The sequence below is a fragment of the Actinosynnema sp. NPDC037264 genome (assembly GCF_055603705.1).
Map to the genome: position 1 here is coordinate 18,264 of NZ_JBVJVK010000034.1, position 16,377 is coordinate 34,640.

The 16,377-nt window shown below is 68.4% G+C and carries 14 protein-coding genes, 2 pseudogenes and 2 CRISPR repeat arrays; of the genes and pseudogenes, 3 read left to right on the forward strand and 13 right to left on the reverse strand.

Annotation, left to right across the window (positions count from 1 at the left end):
• Positions 1-251: 251 nt before the first annotated feature.
• The 5 genes and pseudogenes from ACZ7GX_RS29585 to ACZ7GX_RS29605 all read right to left on the reverse strand — a co-directional run bounded on the left by ACZ7GX_RS29585 (position 252) and on the right by ACZ7GX_RS29605 (position 4,575).
• Positions 252-1,325, reverse strand: coding sequence for a hypothetical protein (locus ACZ7GX_RS29585; RefSeq protein WP_498781355.1), 1,074 nt, complete (start codon positions 1,323-1,325; stop codon positions 252-254).
• 651 nt (positions 1,326-1,976) lie between these two features.
• Positions 1,977-2,501 (reverse strand): hypothetical protein, encoded by a 525-nt coding sequence (locus ACZ7GX_RS29590; RefSeq protein ID WP_498781356.1) that lies wholly within the window; start codon positions 2,499-2,501, stop codon positions 1,977-1,979.
• A 395-nt stretch (positions 2,502-2,896) separates the two neighbouring features.
• Positions 2,897-3,132: pseudogene (locus ACZ7GX_RS29595) on the reverse strand (DDE-type integrase/transposase/recombinase); the annotation flags it as partial.
• A 332-nt stretch (positions 3,133-3,464) separates the two neighbouring features.
• Positions 3,465-3,566: a hypothetical protein gene (locus ACZ7GX_RS29600; RefSeq protein ID WP_498781475.1), complete on the reverse strand. Its 102-nt coding sequence runs from the start codon at positions 3,564-3,566 to the stop codon at positions 3,465-3,467.
• Positions 3,567-3,647: 81 nt separating this feature from the next.
• A pseudogene (locus tag ACZ7GX_RS29605) lies at positions 3,648-4,575 on the reverse strand (IS3 family transposase).
• A 471-nt stretch (positions 4,576-5,046) separates the two neighbouring features.
• Positions 5,047-5,988: a CRISPR direct-repeat array (repeat unit 28 nt; unit sequence GGACCACCCCCGCTCGCGCGGGGAAGAC).
• Between the two features lie 279 nt (positions 5,989-6,267).
• On the opposite strand from ACZ7GX_RS29605, the gene ACZ7GX_RS29610 reads away from it, so the two are divergent.
• On the forward strand, positions 6,268-6,573 hold the full coding sequence (locus ACZ7GX_RS29610) for a hypothetical protein (RefSeq protein ID WP_498781358.1): 306 nt from the start codon (positions 6,268-6,270) through the stop codon (positions 6,571-6,573).
• Positions 6,574-6,598: 25 nt separating this feature from the next.
• Here the strand turns inward: ACZ7GX_RS29610 and ACZ7GX_RS29615 are convergent, their stop codons facing one another.
• Genes ACZ7GX_RS29615 through ACZ7GX_RS29630 form a run of 4 tightly spaced genes read right to left on the reverse strand, consistent with a single transcriptional unit; the run spans position 6,599 to position 9,770 of the window.
• Complete coding sequence (locus ACZ7GX_RS29615; protein ID WP_498781359.1) at positions 6,599-7,093, reverse strand: NUDIX hydrolase; 495 nt, start codon at positions 7,091-7,093, stop codon at positions 6,599-6,601.
• 57 nt (positions 7,094-7,150) lie between these two features.
• Complete coding sequence (locus ACZ7GX_RS29620; RefSeq protein WP_498781360.1) at positions 7,151-7,993, reverse strand: endonuclease/exonuclease/phosphatase family protein; 843 nt, start codon at positions 7,991-7,993, stop codon at positions 7,151-7,153.
• The gene (tmk, locus tag ACZ7GX_RS29625; RefSeq protein WP_498781361.1) at positions 7,984-8,664 is read right to left on the reverse strand and encodes a dTMP kinase; all 681 of its coding nucleotides are present in this window, start codon (positions 8,662-8,664) and stop codon (positions 7,984-7,986) included. The genes ACZ7GX_RS29620 and tmk overlap by 10 nt, the downstream gene beginning before the upstream one ends.
• Complete coding sequence (locus ACZ7GX_RS29630) at positions 8,661-9,770, reverse strand: radical SAM protein (RefSeq protein WP_498781362.1); 1,110 nt, start codon at positions 9,768-9,770, stop codon at positions 8,661-8,663. Before ACZ7GX_RS29630 ends, tmk begins: the two co-directional genes overlap by 4 nt.
• 201 nt (positions 9,771-9,971) lie before the next feature.
• Between ACZ7GX_RS29630 and ACZ7GX_RS29635 the strand changes: the two genes are divergently transcribed.
• Positions 9,972-11,012: a LysR family transcriptional regulator gene (locus tag ACZ7GX_RS29635; protein WP_498781363.1), complete on the forward strand. Its 1,041-nt coding sequence runs from the start codon at positions 9,972-9,974 to the stop codon at positions 11,010-11,012.
• An 87-nt stretch (positions 11,013-11,099) separates the two neighbouring features.
• Positions 11,100-12,043: a CRISPR direct-repeat array (repeat unit 28 nt; unit sequence GGACCACCCCCGCTCGCGCGGGGAAGAC).
• 95 nt (positions 12,044-12,138) lie between these two features.
• Here the strand turns inward: ACZ7GX_RS29635 and ACZ7GX_RS29640 are convergent.
• The 3 genes from ACZ7GX_RS29640 to ACZ7GX_RS29650 form a co-directional block, all read right to left on the reverse strand.
• A complete protein-coding gene (locus ACZ7GX_RS29640; protein WP_498781365.1) occupies positions 12,139-12,915 on the reverse strand; it encodes a tetratricopeptide repeat protein in 777 nt (258 codons plus the stop codon).
• Positions 12,912-13,154 (reverse strand): transcriptional regulator, encoded by a 243-nt coding sequence (locus ACZ7GX_RS29645; protein ID WP_498781366.1) that lies wholly within the window; start codon positions 13,152-13,154, stop codon positions 12,912-12,914. Before ACZ7GX_RS29645 ends, ACZ7GX_RS29640 begins: the two co-directional genes overlap by 4 nt.
• Positions 13,155-13,229: 75 nt before the next feature.
• The gene (locus tag ACZ7GX_RS29650) at positions 13,230-14,084 is read right to left on the reverse strand and encodes a DUF5753 domain-containing protein (protein ID WP_498781367.1); all 855 of its coding nucleotides are present in this window, start codon (positions 14,082-14,084) and stop codon (positions 13,230-13,232) included.
• Positions 14,085-14,305: 221 nt separating this feature from the next.
• Between ACZ7GX_RS29650 and ACZ7GX_RS29655 the strand changes: the two genes are divergently transcribed.
• On the forward strand, positions 14,306-14,968 hold the full coding sequence (locus ACZ7GX_RS29655) for an HAD family hydrolase (RefSeq protein WP_498781369.1): 663 nt from the start codon (positions 14,306-14,308) through the stop codon (positions 14,966-14,968).
• A gap of 1 nt (position 14,969) precedes the next feature.
• Here the strand turns inward: ACZ7GX_RS29655 and ACZ7GX_RS29660 are convergent, their stop codons facing one another.
• Complete coding sequence (locus ACZ7GX_RS29660) at positions 14,970-16,352, reverse strand: NsdA family TPR-like regulatory protein (RefSeq protein WP_498781371.1); 1,383 nt, start codon at positions 16,350-16,352, stop codon at positions 14,970-14,972.
• Between the last annotated feature and the right edge of the window lie 25 nt (positions 16,353-16,377).

Sequence of the window (16,377 nt, forward strand, 5' to 3'; positions counted from 1 at the left end):
GCACCACATGGCTTCCCGCAAACTCCTACGGCCCCACATGGAGAGGCATCCTCCTGGCCGCCGCGTGTGTCTCCACGGCCGATTACCGACCAAGTCCAATCGCAGACTTCGGCAACCCTGCTGGCCCAGGTTGGGTGGCAGCCCAGTAAGTCCGACGTAGGAAAGTCCTTCACCTGTCCTGCTGGCCTGGAACTCGTCAAGCATCTGCTCAAGCCGGGTCACGTCTCGCTATTGCTGATTAGCGGCCAGATTCAGCGCCGACGTCCCACGAAGTATCCGATAAGAAACGCCATCGCCAAGGCGGCCCTTGTGCTTCGTCGTTTTCGGACAGAGTTATGTTTCGGAACGGTTCCGGGCGTCCCTGAATCGGTGGGCGGCAAGGTGGTGTCGGGTTGTGTCGCGATCGCTGTGTTGTGACATGGAGAGGCTCTGGGCTTGGCCCACTCGAAAAGCATGCTGGCTAGCACCGAGCCTGTTATGCCGAGGAGAATGCCCAGCGGGACGAGCCACTGCTGCAACTCCGCTACGGCCATTGTGTCGGTGAGCCTGACCACTGGCTGAAGTGACGACTTGCTGCTCCAGTTCAGTTTCCCGGAGTCCTGCAGCGGTGGATTCGCAGCTTCAACCAATTCGGCTCCTGCAAGGGTGCCCAAGTTGACCTCGTTGGTCGACGCAATGGGTATCACCCACTTACCTTCCAGGTTGCCAACCGTTGTGAAGACACCTTTGTTGGGGGCGGGCACCCCAGGCAGTCCGCCGATCAGCGGCCACTTCACGCTCGTGCGCGGTCCGGTCACGCCGAGAAACGATGGTGTCGACCTCAGCGGAGCCGACATGGTCCCGGTGACCTCGATCCCCCGACCAGCCACCACCCCACTGGTGTCGGGCACGCAGTCCATTGCGCTAATCGAGACGGGCACGCCTTGTACCTGCCCGTAGTGCCACATCTGACTTCCTTGGCGAAGTTCCAGATCGACGCTGTCCCACGTCGCTGTCTCCTCACCCTGTTCATCGAAGACGCGTGGCGCGTCCAGGCGGGCGCTACCACCCAACAACAGGACACCGTTGAACGCGCCTCCACACGCCCGAACCACGACAGATACCGGCAGAGGACGATCAGGTGTCGACGAGACGGCCGCATGGCCGCCAAGCGCGACCTGAGACGCTGATGACGATTGCTCAAACCGCTGAAGCAAAACGACCCACCCGTCGAAACGGTCGGTTGACGGCTGCATGTTGACCGCGAAGCCCACCAGCCCAAAGCCGCCGACGGTAAGGACGCCCGTAGCGGCAATAGCCCACCGAACAACCTTACGCAGCAGCATTAACCCCAACCTCCCTCTGGTCGTCCACCAAGTTCACCACGACACCAACACACCGAGGACCGTCACCCGAACGGCTCACCGACCAGAAGACGCTCCGGCCACCGGAACACCGCCGTCGCCCACATTCGCGACCCTGGCATCATGGCGTGTCACTCTTCGCACTCCGGTTCTGACCAGTGGCCAATGCTGCTGACTCATGGCCTTCCCGTCGGGTATGGTCACCCGTTCCTCTTGCACACCTTGCCATCAGCGGCCACGCGGTCGGTGCCGAGGGTGACCGGGTAGTCGTTGGAGACGCCCCGTGGGCTGCTGCATCGTCACCGGCACCAGTGCAGTGCTCTCCTGGCACGGTTTGGTTGTAGCAGTGGCCGTGGCCGGTTTGGCGGTCGATCATCTACTGCTTGTACTCGACCAGCGTGCCCTGGAACGACACGGCTCAGTGCACCCAGCGCCTGTCAGGAAACGATCTACAACGTCCTGTTCGCCGGACTGCTCGGCGACCTGGCCTTGGCGATCTTCTTGGTCTCGCGGCCCTCAGGCAGCGGGAATATCTCGGCCGGGTCCCCTGGCAACTTCGGGTTCCTGCCGATCCCGACGCGGACACCCTGTGACGTCCGAGCGCGAATGCCGACCCAGTTGACGTCTTCCGGCTCATCGCGATCGGTTCCGCCACCGGCGCATGAGAGTGCTGCCCACCAAGCAACCCAAGGTGCCGAAGATGATCAAAACGCCGTTCCGTCCCTGCGCAGCGGTGAATTCCGAACTAGTGGGTGGGACCGTCATGGACGTCAACAGCAAGACGATGACGGCGATTGCGATGATGCTGAGAGTCCGCGTCGACGTCGCGATCAAGACCTTGGGTGTACAGCGTTCGAGGAGTTTCCCGAGGTAGGTGAGGAACGACATCTCTGTTGCTTTCGCCAGTCTCCACCGCGCTGCCAGCAGTGTCACGGCCAGTACCGCGAGCACGGCGTCGGCCACCAGGTTTCGGCTCAGTGATCCCTGGCCGACCGAGACGTTGATGAAGTAGGACCCAAAGCCACTCGCGAGGAACAAGAGAGTCAGGGCGCGCAGCCATCTCACCACGACGCGTGACGCGCGGCTGATGCTTCCAGGCGCCTCTGGCGCGGCGGGCGAGGATGAGGGCGTGAGATGGAAGTGGATACCGCCGTGCACCGCACCTGCTTGAAGCGACGCGCCGTGTACGTCCCCGATCAAATTGTTTCGTGCCGATGGTGCCGGGGCCGTTCCTCCGTGGGGGCCCGAGCTGGTGTCGGGACTGTGTGGCGTCGCGCTTTCCATCCGATAGCTCTCCGGGTCACTGGTTCGACGTGTACGTCGCGTTCATGGGCGGTTCAACCGATTTGTGCTGATGCTAAGGCCTTGGATACGTTCGCGAGGGTTCCTCGGTCGTGTGTCTTGGTCGCTCTCACCTGGGACCAGATGTTAGTTCCCGCCGTGAGCTTCGGAGGCATGGTTTGTGCGACACGCCGGACGGCTGCACGCATCACACACTTGCTTTCCGCAATATTGCGGAGGTTGTCGTGATGGTGTCGCCACCACGGTCGTCGCACGCAGCCCGTCACGCCACTGCCTCGGGCGACGGCGTTACGCAGGGCGTTGACGGCCAGCCTTGATCTCATTCTTGAGCCGATGGAGTGGCCGACGATCCGCCTCGGCCACGCGTCCTTGATCGCGCACGGTAGAGCTTGCGCTCACCGGTTCGATGTTCGGTGATGTCGGCCAGCCACAACCGGTTCGGGCCTTCGGCGCTGAAGGTGCGGCACACCACGTCGTCGTTCGCCGGCACGGTGGCCAGGAACAGGTTGTCGCCTGGGGCCCACGCACGCTCCACTGCCGTCGCCGTTGACGCCGATGTCGTCATCGGTGACGTCGGTGCCGTCGGCGTCGCTGTTGGTCCAGCCCAGCGGTCCGTCGTCCCGGTTGGTGCTCACCACCCCGCTGCCGTCGGACCACGCGGTCAGTTGCGGCCCGTCGCCGATGCCCGCCGCCTCGGCGAGGTTTCATCTCGTCCTGCATGGGCGGTGCCTGGCGTGAGTAGTCGATCCGAGCGGTGTTGTCGTCGGCGTTGGTGAGGCGTGAGGTTCACCCCGAACGGTGGACAGGGGCTTAAGAAGTTCAGGCGGCTGCTCGGAGTGACTTTTCATAGTCGTCGGGACTGATCATCCCGAGCGCGGAGTGCCGCCGCACACTGTTGTAGAACGTGACCCACTTGTCAATCGCAGCAACGAGTTTGGGGTTGACCCGTTCTGACGGACAGGGTGATCCTCACCCCGTTTGGCGGAGTCGGGTTGCTAGAGTTCAGGCTACTGGAGCGATCCTGGCGTGTCGGAGTTCGTACTCGATCGGTGTGAGCATGCCGAGTGCGGTGTGGCGTCGGCGGCGGTTGTGGAACATCTCGAGGTACTCGAACAGGGCGTTGGCCAGCTCGAGGCGGGTGCGCCATCGTCGGCGGTCTGGCTGGAGTCGATCGACCAGCCGACGACGCGGCGGGAGTGCACGTCGAGCACGACCGCGCAGTACACCTTTCCCTCCCGGGTGGGATGTTCGGTGATGTCGGTGACCCACAGCTGGTTCGGCGCAGGTCTGGCGAAGTCGCGGTCGACCAGGTCCACCGCGGTGGGCGTGTCGTGTTTCGGCCGTGGTCTGCGCCGGTTGGGCAGGCCCTTGATTCCGTTGCGGCGCATGAGAAGCGCGATGGTGTTGTGTCCGACCGTGATCCCGCGGCCGAGGGTGAGTTCGGCGTGCACTCGTGGGGCGCCGTAGACCTGGAACGACTCGACATGGATCTCGCGGATCAGGTCGACGAGCCAGGCCTGACGGATCGCCCGTGGTGAGGGCGCGCGGCCTCGCCAGTCGTAGAAGCCGGATTCGGACACTCCGAGCACGCGGCAGGCGAGTTGGATCGACCACCCTTCGGAGGCGATCACCGTGACCACCTCGTACCGTCTTTTGGGGTGCTGCCCTCCTTGAGCAGTTCGGCGGCGCGCCGGTGGACGGCGATCTCGGCCTCGAGTTCGGCGATCCGCCGACGAGCCGCGACCAGCTCGGCGTTGTCGGTGCTGGTGGTGCCGGGTAGTTGCCCGGAGTCGATGAGCTCCTGGCGGCGCCAGGCGTAGATCGTCTGGTCACTGACGTCGAGGTCCGCCGCGACTTGTGCGACGCGGCGGCCGGACGCGACCAGGTCGAGCACCTTGCGCCGGAACTCGGGTGGGTACCGCTTGGGCATCGTGGGTTGTCCTCCGGGCTACTGAGATGAGTGATCATCCAGTAACCCGACTCCGTGCAACGAGGGGAGGATCATAATCGGCGAAGCCGCACTCCACCGCCTATAAGTGGGACCACCCCCGCTCGCGAGGGGAAGACCGGCCGTGGATGCTCTTGCCGTGCTAGCACCGGGACCACCACCGCTCGCGCGGGGAGGACGAGGTTGACGCGGCCCTGAAGTTCACGGCCACGGGACCACCCCGCTCGCGCGGGGAAGACCAGGGTGTGACCACACGACACCCGATCGGTGCAGGACCACCCCCGCTCGCGCGGGGAAGACGCGATGACGGTGTCGATCCGGGGTTGGTGGCGGGACCACCCCCGCTCGCGCGGGGAAGACGAATGCACCGCTGTAGGCCACTGTGCACCACCCGGACCGCCCCCGCTCGCGTGGGAAGACGGCCATGACGGCGCTCATCTGGGAAGGGGTCAGGGACCACCCCCGCTCGCGCGGGGAAGACGAACGCCACCACGTCACCGGGGTCGTAGCTGACGGACCACCCCCGCTCGCGCGGGGAAGACCGGGGCGGGCAGGGTGGACGCGGTGACGGCGCGGGACCACCTCCGCTCGCGCGGGGAAGACGACACCGGTCACGTCTGGTTCTGGCTCGGGTCGGGACCACCCTCGCTCGCGCGGGGAAGACGACTGGCAGGAGTACGAGATCGTCCGGCCTCTCGGACCACCCCCGCTCGCGCGGGTAAGACGGGACCAGCGGATAGGGGGGCGGCTTGACCCGGGGACCACCCCCGCTCGCGCGGGGAAGACGTACCCGATGCGGGTGGTCCACTCGCTCACCGCGGACCACCCCCGCTCGCGCGGGGAAGACAGGGCGACCAGGGCGGCGGCGCGCAGCTCCGAGGGACCACCCCCGCTCGCGCAGGGAAGACGACCCTGAAACCGTTGGGAGACACCGACATGGGGGACCACCCCCGCTCGCGCGGGGAAGACCAGCTCGGCGATGCGTTGCTCGTCGACGTCCACGGACCACCCCCGCTCGCGCGGGGAAGACGCCGCGATCGTGTAGTCCTCCAGCAGGAAGTCCGGACCACCCCGCTCGCGCGGGGAAGACGACACCGATCACGTCTGGTTCCGGCTCGGGTCGGGACCACCCCCGCTCGCGTGGGGAAGACGTCGACCGCGCCCGCCGCGCGCACGCCGAGCACGGACCACCCCCGCTCGCGCGGGGAAGACTGGGCGCTGACCGACCGGACCGAGAACCAGATCGGACCACCCCCGCTCGCGCGGGGAAGACCGGTTGTTGTGCCGGTTGCACGACGCGGCGGTGGGACCACCCCCGCTCGCGCGGGGAAGACCGGCGGTCGCTGTAGACGGCAACCTTGCCGTCCGGACCACCCCCGCTCGCGCGGGGAAGACACTTCTTGAACAGCTACTTTAGGCGGCAGTGTGCTGTTCTGGAATCGGTTTGGTTGGGAGCGACCGCTCGTCGTGGTGGTGGAGACGGGGACGGTGGGGAGGGCTGCGGGCTCAGGGGTAGGTGCCGTCCGTGGCGGTTCCGTCCGCCGCTCGACAGTGCGATTCCGCTTGACATGGATTCGAACGGGTGTGCGACGATCGTTGTGCGGTTCTTCCCCGGCCGTCGACCTGCTGCTCCGTTGAGTGTGGGCGGCGAGGTTGCGATGGTCAGGGGTGGGCGTGGATCGGCGTGAGTACGAGCGGATGGTGGATCGGTTTCGGCGGTTGGTGGCGCCGTTGCCTGCGTGGTGTGTCGAGGAGCGCGACGGGGCGCCGGTGGTGGTTGACGACGCGACGGGTAGCGGTGGTGTGCTGCTGTGCCTGGACAGCCGGTGGAATGTGTGCCTGAGGCGGTATTTCGAGGCGGTGGACAAGGATCGTCTGCTGGGGCTGGTGGCGTTGTTGGAGGTGGTGCCGTCGGACGGTCCGGCCCACCGGGCGGCTGTGGCGTTCCTGAGGTCGTTGCGGCTCGATGACGAGTGCTGATCGGCCAGGCGGGGCGGTGTGCCGGTCAGTCGGTCAGGATGAGTGGTTCGGTGGGCAGGTGACCGGCGAGGATTCGGTGCAGTAGTTCGGGAAGCTGTGCGGGGAGCAGTTTGTCGGTGCTGTGGGTGAGGTCGTCGTGGGTGTGCCAGCGGCGTTCGATGAGGCCGCGTTTCTCGTTGTCGGTGGGCCGGAGCGCTAGCTGGGGTGTCGTGGTGGTGGTGCGGGCCAGGTAGACGTGGTCGATGCGGTGGTGGTCGTGGCCCCGGTAGCGGAAGCGGCTTTCGCGGATCCAGAGTTTGGGGCCGAGGTGGTCGAGGTGGAGGCCGGTTTCCTCGGCGAGTTCGCGTCGGGCGGCGTCGGTGGGGGTTTCGTGGGGGTCGAGGCCGCCGCCGGGGAGTTCCCACCAGTGGTGTTCGGGTTGGTCGGGGTCGCGGGCGTGGATGAGCAGGACCCGGTCGGCGGGGTCGAGCAGGAGTACGCGTGCGCCGATGCGTGGGGTGCTGGTGGTGGTGCCGGCCATCCGTGCGGTGTCCCTCGGGGTGTGGCGGTCGGGGAGAGGGTGGCCGGTGGGGCGGGGTCAGAAGAGGGTGAACTCGGCGTCGTCGTGCTGGGTGGCCACCGTAGTGGGGTCGGACGTTAGCAGTCTGGTGGTGGGGGTGAGGGCCAGGGTGAGGGCGAGTCCTGAGTGGTCGGTGAGGCGGGTGCCGTCGGGTTGGTGGGTGCGGGTTTCGTGGAGGTAGTCGCAGGTGGTGAGTGTTTCGGTGAGGGTGGGGGTGGCGTGGGCGTGGTCGTAGCGGTAGCCGAGGTCGGGGCGGCGGGCCCAGCTGTGTTCGAGGCGGTCGGGGTGGTGGTGGCGGTAGAGGTCGATCAGGCCGCAGCGGTGGGTGAGGGCGCGGTAGAAGTCGTATTCGAAGGGGGCGAATTGGCCCCGGTGGGGTGGTTGGTGGTCGGGTTCGAGGACGTTGAGGTCACCCAGCAGGATGATCGGCTGCTCGTTGTGGGTGGTGTCGAGTGCGGTGAGGAAGGCGGTGATCCAGCGTTTCTTGCGTTCGGTCTTGTCGAGGGTGGCGTCGCGGGAGGGCACGTAGGCGCCGAGGACGCGGACGGAGCCGTGGTCGGTGTCGATGACGATGCCGGTGGCGCGGGCGGGGAGGTAGTCGAGGTGGTCGGTGAGCGGGTCGGGGTGGGTGGCGAGTTTGCTGGCGATCATGACGCCGAGTTCGCCGTCGGCGTGTTCGGGCATGGTCACGCTGTAGCCGGCGGCGGTGAGGGTGTCGGCGAGGTGGCGGGTGCCGGGGGTGGCTTTGGTCTCGGTGAGCACGAGGACGTCCTCGGGGCGGGTGGCGAGCCAGGCCAGTTGGCGTTGGGCGCGGTCCAGGGAGGGGGCGCCGAGGTTGAGGGTGAGCAGGCTCAGGGGCATGCCGGGTTCTCCTGCGCGGACCTGCCGGCCGCGGTCGTCGTGGTGGTGCGGGCGTGGGTGGAGCGGATCAGGTCGACGAGCTGCTCGGCGATCCGGTTCGGGCTGGTCGTGGTGGTGTCGAGGGTGACCACCGGCCAGCCACGGTGTCGGAGGTAGTCGGCGGCCTGGTGGTAGCCGAGGGATTCGCGGGTGCTGCTGTCGTGGGCGCGTTCGAAGCGGGAGTGGGCGCCGCGGGTGCGAAGTCGTCGTTGGATGACGGTGGGCTCGGCGTTGAGGATGACGGCGAGGTCGGGGCGGTAGACGCGGTGGTTGATGGTCCACACGGTGTCCATGGGGAGGCCGTCGAGTCCTTGCAGGACCAGGGATGCGGGCACGTACCGGTCGCTGATCACGATGGCGCCGGTGGAGAGGGCGGGCAGGATCTCGTCGGTGAGCTGGTGGTGGCGGTCGCCCGCGCACAGGTGGGCCAGGGCGAAGCCGTGGTAGGTGTCGGTGCCGTGGCGGATCAGCTCACCCAGCGGGGTGCGGGAGGGCTGGGTGGTGCCGTGCACGGTCGCGCCGGTGGCGGTGAGGAGTTCGACGGCGCGGGCGACGGTGGTGGACTTGCCGACGCCACCCGGTCCGTCGACGGTGATCAGCGTGCCCGGCAGGCGGGTGTCGAGGGTGGTCATGCGGGGGTCAGCGGCAGCAGCCGGCGTCCTTGCGTGGGGACAGGGCACTGTTCGGTGTCGACGTCGCCGATGCGTCCGCCGCCGGCGATGACGGCGGCGGGGCAGCCTTTGCCGCAGCCGTCGGCCAGCGTGCAGCTGCCGCAGGTGGGGTTGGCACCGACCTGGTAGCGGTCGTGGAAGCGGTAGTCGTCCACACGGGTGGCGAGGTCGGAGTCGGTGAAGATGTTGCCCACGATGAACTCGGTGTCGGCGTGCTGCGAGGTGGGGGTGCGGGCGGCGAAGACGAGGTAGGGGCAGACGGTGACCTCGCCGGGGGTGAACACGTACAGGATGGTGCCGGCCTCGCAGCCCGCGAGCGGTTTGCCCTCGGTGTTGGGGAAGCGGATGTGCGCGATGTCCAGGTCCGGGCCGTCGAAGCCGATGGTGCGCTGGAAGATGTCCTGCATGTGCAGGGTGGTCTTGGCCAGTGTGCGTTGTGATTTCACGCCGCGGCCCATGCTGCCCAGCGGGTTGAGCAGCACGTAACGGGCACCGTGGTCGCGGGCGAACGCGCACAGCTGCGCATACTCCTCGTTGCGGGCCAACGTGTTCGGCGTGCACAACAGCCCTTGCAGCAGCCCGGCCTCGGCCAGGCGCTTGACGGTGGTGACGGTGACGTCGAAGGAGGCCCGGTCGCCGCGGAAGCGGCCGTGGGACTCGGCGGCGAACCCGTCCAGCGACACGTTGCAGTGCACCCCGCCGATCTCCGCCAGTTCGGCGATCTGCTCGGTGTCCAGGGTGGTGGCGTTGGTGCAGATCCCGACCTGCATCCCCGCGTCGCGGAACGCGCGCACGATGGCCATGAAGTCCGGGTGCAGCGTCGGTTCGCCGCCGGTCAGGGTCACGCGGGTGACCCGGCACTGCGCCAGCCGCGGCACGACCTTGTGCACGATGTCGTCCAGGGGCATCTGGCGGCCGGTCTTGGTGGCCGAGACGAAGCAGTGCGCGCAGTGCAGGTTGCAGTCCTCGTTGATCTGCACCAAGGCTTTGCGTTGCGGCGCGTCGACCGTGGTGCGGAAGTAGCACGACGACGCCTGGTCCGGTCCGATGATGCTGCGTGCGCTCACGGCCTCGACCTCCAACATCCCTACGACACCCCGGTGCCGTTGGCCATAGGCGGCCGTTCGACCGCCCTAGTAGATGTTCGGTCGAACAGTAGCGCCGCTTAAGATGTCCGTGCGGACATCGTTGGCATAGTTAGGTTGTCGTTGCGCGCAGCGACAACCCAGGTGGCCGCCCGGACACCACCACCCGACGAGGGAGTACTCGTGACCGCCGCCAGGACAGCCGACCACGACGCCGCGTTGCTGGCCGAACTGCTGGACTGCCCGCCGCACTTGCTCGACCTCAGCCTCGACCAACTCCGCACCCTGGCCGTCGTCCGCGTCACCGGCAGCGCCCAACGCGCCGCCAAAGCGTTGGGACGCGAGCAGTCCAGCGTGCAGAAGCAGCTGGACAATCTCAACGCCACCGCCGTGCGCCTGGTCGGCGAAGCGCTCGTGCTCAAACAAGGCCGCGGCAAAGACCACGCCTTCACACCGTCGGGCGAGGAAGTCGTCGACCTCGCGATCGGCCAGCTGCGCGGCTGGAACGACCGGCTGCACCACACCCGGCGCCGCGTCGGCTCCACCGTCACCGTCGGCACCACCGAGTTCACCGTCCAGTTCCTCGGCAGCATCTGGCCCGGCCTGCGCACCGAGTTCGAACGCCGCGGCATCCACCTCAAGATCGAACACGTCCGCACCCGCGACCTCTGGGCCCGCCTGGACGCCAAGCAGGTCGATCTGGTCTGCGGCAGCCTCGCCGCCGAACACGACCAACCCGTCGCCCTCGACTACGACTTCATCGAATGGCACCGCGAACGCGTCGCCCTGCTCACCAACCTCACCACCCGCGAACTACCCGACACCCCCGTCACCTCCACTACCCTGCGCACCCTGCCCCTGCTCGTCCCCTCCGCCGGACTGCTCGCCCAGTTCCTCAGCCGCTGGTACGGACCCGACTACCGCGGCGCACTCAACGTCGTCGCCGACATCGACTCCCTCAACTACGGCCTCACCCTGCTCGACAACGAGCTCCTCCACGGCGCCATGCTCACCACCGAACGCGTCGCCCACGCCGCCGTCACCGGCAAACTCCCCGGCACCAACCTCCGCAACATCCCCCTCGCCCACGACTACAACCCCGACCTGCAGATCGTCACCGGCATCTTCGCCCGCCCCGACGAACGCCACCGCTACGCCCCCGACCACCCCCTCAACCTCCTCTGGACCGCGTTCACCAACGCCACACCCACCCAACCCACCTGACCACCACGACGCCAGCCCATCCGAATCAACCACCCTCGGCTCGCGCGGCGAGACGCAACGTCAACTTCCGCGTTGGCTACACCCAGTGGACCACCCCCGCTCGCGCGGGGAAGACGCGCCGATGGGCACGAGCTCGGAGACCGAGGCGGGACCACCCCCGCTCGCGCGGGGAAGACCAAGTTCCAAACGGGTGAACTACTGGGAGCCACGGACCACCCCCGCTCGCGCGGGGAAGACGGCAAGTGGCGCGTGCTCGCGCTGGCGAAGGGCGGACCACCCCCGCTCGCGCGGGGAGGACGACATCGACGAAGACCGATGAACCGGTCACCCGGGACCACCCCCGCTCGCGCGGGGAAGACATCAGCAGGGACGGCCCGGAGCGGATGACGGGGGGACCACCCCCGCTCGCGCGGGGAAGACGTCGGCCGACGGCTTGCAGGGGCAGCGGCGCGGGGGACCACCCCCGCTCGCGCGGGGAAGACGCGATGCCTTGGATGACGTCGCCGTTGTCGTCGGGACCACCCCCGCTCGCGCGGGGAAGACGTGAGCCGGCTCGCGCGATCATCGGTCTCGCGCGGACCACCCCCGCTCGCGCGGGGAAGACCACCGGCGGGCGCCGGTGACGATGTAGGAGCCGGGACCACCCCCGCTCGCGCGGGGAAGACCCGGTCCCGATCATGTACGAGACCAGGGAACCGGGACCACCCCCGCTCGCGCGGGGAAGACCACTTCTCGTTGCCCGTCTGGCGGTAGTTCTTGGGACCACCCCCGCTCGCGCGGGGAAGACAACGGGTCGGGGGCGTAGAGCTGGAGCGGGAACGGACCACCCCCGCTCGCGCGGGGAAGACGGCCTGTCCCGCCACCGCGAGCCCCAACCCACGGGACCACCCCCGCTCGCGCGGGGAAGACTGCGCCGGATAGACCCGGCTCTTCGGGAACGTCGGACCACCCCCGCTCGCGCGGGGAAGACACGTTCAACTGCCCCAACTTCGTCGGTGAGCTGGGACCACCCCCGCTCGCGCGGGGAAGACACTTCTTGACCAGCTACTTTAGGCGACGATGTGCCGTTCTGGCATCGGTTTGGTGCTGGAGGGTCATCGCGGTGTGGGGGTCGGTCGAGTCGATCTTAGGGTTGGCGGGTTGCGGTGACGAGGGCTCGGATGCTTCGGGCGGCGGGGTCGTCCTTGCCGATGATCAGGCCGAGGGCGCGGTTGAGGGTGCGGTGGGCGGTGGTGTGGTTGCCCGTTCGCCGGAGGGCGTGACCGAGGTTGGCGAGGCAGTGTGCGTGTTCGGTGGGGTCGGAGAGGTGCTGGTGCAGTTTGTCGGCACGGGTGAGGTATTTGACGGCTGAGTGGTGTCGGCCGGCTTCGATCATGAGTGTGCCGAGGTAGAGCAGTGTGTGGGCGGTGCCGATGTCGTGGTGGTGCAGTAGATAGGTTTCCAGGGCTTCGTCAGCGCAGCCGATGACTTTGTGGGGGAGGTCTTGGGCGCGGTAGGTCTGGGCCAGGTCGTGCAGTGCTGCCGCGGTGGTGTCGGGGTCGTCGTCGCGTAGGCGGTGGATGGCCAGTTCGCGCATGCCGTGGACGGCGGCGAGGTGGAGGTGGCCGCGGGTGCGCAGGGCTTGTGCGGCGCGGCGGAAGGCTGTGGCGAGCAGTAGGGATGTGGGCAGGGTGGTGGCGAGTTCGGCTCCGAGGTCGCACAGCCGGTGGAGCCACGCTTGGTCGACGTTGGCGGGGACGGTGCGCCACGTCTCGGTCAGCAGCGCCACCGCTGACTCGGGTTGGTCCATGACCGCTTGCAGTGTGGCCAGGATGCGGTCGGGGTCGAGCCGGGGGCGGCTGTCGGAGGCCGGGGCGGTCGGCTCGTGGCGTGGTGGTGTGGCGCTGGGTTCAGGGTCGGTCATGAGGATTTGTCCGGGTTGGCGACGACTGTGAACAGATCGTCGAACTGCATCGGTGTGAGTGCCACGAGCGCGCCTGCGATGAAGGCGGGCCCGGGGTGGAGCTCGCCCGACAGCACCCGGGTGAGGGTGGAGCGGTTCAGTCCCATCGCCTTCGCCGCGCTGTAGTCGGAGCGGAAACCGGCCAGTCGTGCGGCTTTGGTGAAGACGTCGGTCCGCAGTGCGACGTGGTAGGTGCTCATCGGGGTTCTCCCGCCGGTGGGTTCCGTCGCTGTCGTGGCGTTGCCTCGCGTGTGGTGGGAGGCATGGTGGGGTCGTCAGCGTGTGTCGCGGTCGTAGGTGTCGGCCCAGCGGGCGAGGACGTCACGGGATTCGGTGTTCGGCAGGGCCAGCGAGTCGAGGCGGCGCATCTTGGCCTGGTAGTGGGCGACCAGGGCCGGATCGTCGTGGAACACGGTGGAGGTGTCGGTCTCGACGTACGCCATCGGGCGGGTGGGGGCGGTGAAGGTGAGGACCGTGGCGGGTCGCGCGAGGGCCGGGTGGAACGGTCCCGAGGTCGGGATGAGGCGCAGCGTTGTGCGGGTCCATTCGCGCATCAGGGTCAGGTGCCGCATCTGGTCCCGCATGACCTTCGGGTCTCCGACGACGGTGCGCAGTGCGGTCTCGTGCAGGTAGAGGACAGTGTCGGGGCGGTCGGTGTTGTGCAGGATCTCCTGCCTGACCGCCCGGTCCTGGACGAGGGCGCGGTCGCCGGTCAGGGCGTGGGCGTAGTCGTCGGTCTGGGCGAGGACGGGGATGGTGAGGGGTTCGTAGGCGGTGATGGTGAGGGCGGCCTGTTCGTTCTGGCGCAGGGCGGTCAGGGTGTCGGGGCGGTTGTCGTGGGTTCGGATGAAGCTGCCGGTGTCGGGCTCGGTGGCGATGGCGAGGATGCGGTCGCGGGCGGGTTTGTCCGCGCCCAGTCGGCCGGTGAGGACGCCGATCTCCCACGGACTGGTGCCTCGGCTGCCGGTCTCCAGTTTGCTCAGCTTGCCCAACGACCACCCGAGCGCGTCGGCGGTGTCCACCGCTGATCGCCGTGCCCGGTGCCGGATCCGGCGCAGTTCCTCGCCGAGTTCCCGGCTGCGGGCGGTGGTCATCCTCGGTGTGGTGGTGGTCTTGTCGTCGGTGTCCATCGGTTCCTCGTCGCCAGCCCGAGGGCTGCGGATGGTTGTCGGGGGCGGGAGAGCCAGTTCACCAGCGCGTGAACGTCCGGGGCACCGGCCAGAGACCCTCCATCGGACCTCCGCGATCCCGCCGGCTCCCACGATTCGGGCGGCTCTCCGGCCTGCCGGGCGGTGGTTCGGCGAGGTGGGGCACGATGCCGGTGTCGGCGAACGTGAGGGAGGGACGTCAGGTGGCGGTGATCGAAGCGGTCTTCTTCGACGTGGGTGAGGTCCTGGTCGACGAGACGCGCGAGTACGGGACGTGGGCGGACTGGCTCGGGATCCCCCGCCACACGTTCTCCGCCGTCTTCGGCGCCGTCATCGCGCAGGGCAAGGACTACCGCGAGACGTTCCAGGTGTTCAGGCCCGGGTTCGATCTCGCCGAGGAACGTGAGCGCCGTGCCGCCGCCGGGCAGCCGGAGAGCTTCGCCGAGGAGAACCTGTACCCGGATGTCCGGCCCTGCCTGGAGGAACTGCGCGCGTCGGCGCTGCTGGTCGGTGTCGCCGGGAACCAGACCGCCCGAGCGGAACGCATCCTGAAGTCGCTGGACCTACCGGTGGACGTGATCGGCACGTCCGACGGTTGGGGCGTGGAGAAGCCGTCGCCCGCCTTCTTCGACCGGGTCGTGCGGGAAGCCGGCGTCGCCGCGGGCTCGGTGCTCTACGTCGGCGACAGGCTGGACAACGACATCCGGCCCGCGCAGCAGGTCGGGATTGCCACCGCGCTGATCCGCCGCGGGCCGTGGGGGCACATCCTGCGGGTGCCGGAGGTCGAGCAGCGGTGCCTGTTCACGCTCGACGGCCTGGCGGAGCTCCCGGCGCGCGTGGCCGAGCACAACGACGGGAACAGGTGAGTCAGGCCGTCCTGGTCAACGCACGGACCTGGTCGTCGAGCTCGGCGGCGTAGGGGGTGTCGCCCAAGGCCCGCCGGACGTCGGGCACGCGCTTGAGCGCGGTGGCGTAGTAGTCGCGTCCGAGCACGTGGCACGCCTGCTGGGCGGTGGCGGACGCCTGCTCGGCGTCGCTGGGCGCCTGTGCCGTGGCGAGGTCGAACAGCAGGACGGCCCGTTGCCTGGAGGCGCCGTCGGCCAGGCCGTCCAAGGACTCTTGGAGTCGCGACGCCGCGGCGCGATGCTGACCGGCGAGCAGCAGGGTGTTGCCGGCGAACCCGGCCAACCGGGAAGCGTCGAAGAAATCGAGCCAGACCGGGTCGGTCCCGCCGGTGGTCAGCGCGTCCTCGGCGGACCGGATGCGAGCGATGCTCGCCGCCGTCTGTCCGGTGCGTGCGGAGATCTCGCCGTCGACGCAGTGCAGCCACGACCGCAGCAGCGGCCCGCCGTCGTAGCGCGTGTGTGCGTGAGCGGCCTTGAGCAGGTCGCGAGCGGGCTGCTCCCGTCCGGCGAAGCCGGGGACGAACGCGCGGTGTGCCAGCACGGCGGCGGCCAGGCTGTGATCGCGGGACACCTCGACCGCGTCCTGCGCCAGCCGGAAGAACACCTCCGCGACGTCTTCCTGCGCCAGGTCGAAGAAGGCGAGCCTCGCGGCGAGCAGCGCCCCTTCGGTCACGGCCGCGCCAAGCCGCGGCAGCAGCACATCGCCGAAGGTCGCCTCCATCATGTTCTCGCCGAGCTGGACGTGAGCGACCACCGAGGGCAGGAGAGCGGCGGCCGGGCTGGTCCAGTACAGGTCACGGTGCGACGCCGTGATCGCGGCGTAGGCGTCGACCGAGCGCCGGTCCAGCCGGGCGCCCTGCGAACCGGCCAAGGCCTCGACATCGTCCGGCACCGCGATCCCACCCGCGAGCAGTGGCGCCACGCTCGCGCCGAGAAGCCCTTTGAGGAACACCTTCCGGCCGAACTCGCCCCCGGCGCTCAGCATCATCGACGTCACCTTCCTCACGACGGTGTCGAGGAAATCGTCCCGCATGATCGCGTGCGACGCGGTGGTCGTCCCCGGGCGCAGTGCGAGTTCGTCCGGCGAGAGCAGGCCCAACTCGTCGGCGGTCATGCCAAAGACCAGCACCAGGTGCTTGCGGTAACGCGGCTCGGGCGTGCGGTCACCGGACTCCCACCGCCGAACGGCCTCCTCGTTCAGGCCGGGTTCGGCCTCGCCGGCCGCACGCATGCTCCGCCTGATCTGCTCCACGAGCTCGTCGCGACTCCAGCCCCGCTGGAGACGTTGCCACGCGAGCTGCGTGTTCGGCGGGTGTTTGGGCAGCGAACTGCGGCGTGGTCCCACCCGGTCCTCCTCGTGCGGTGCGTCT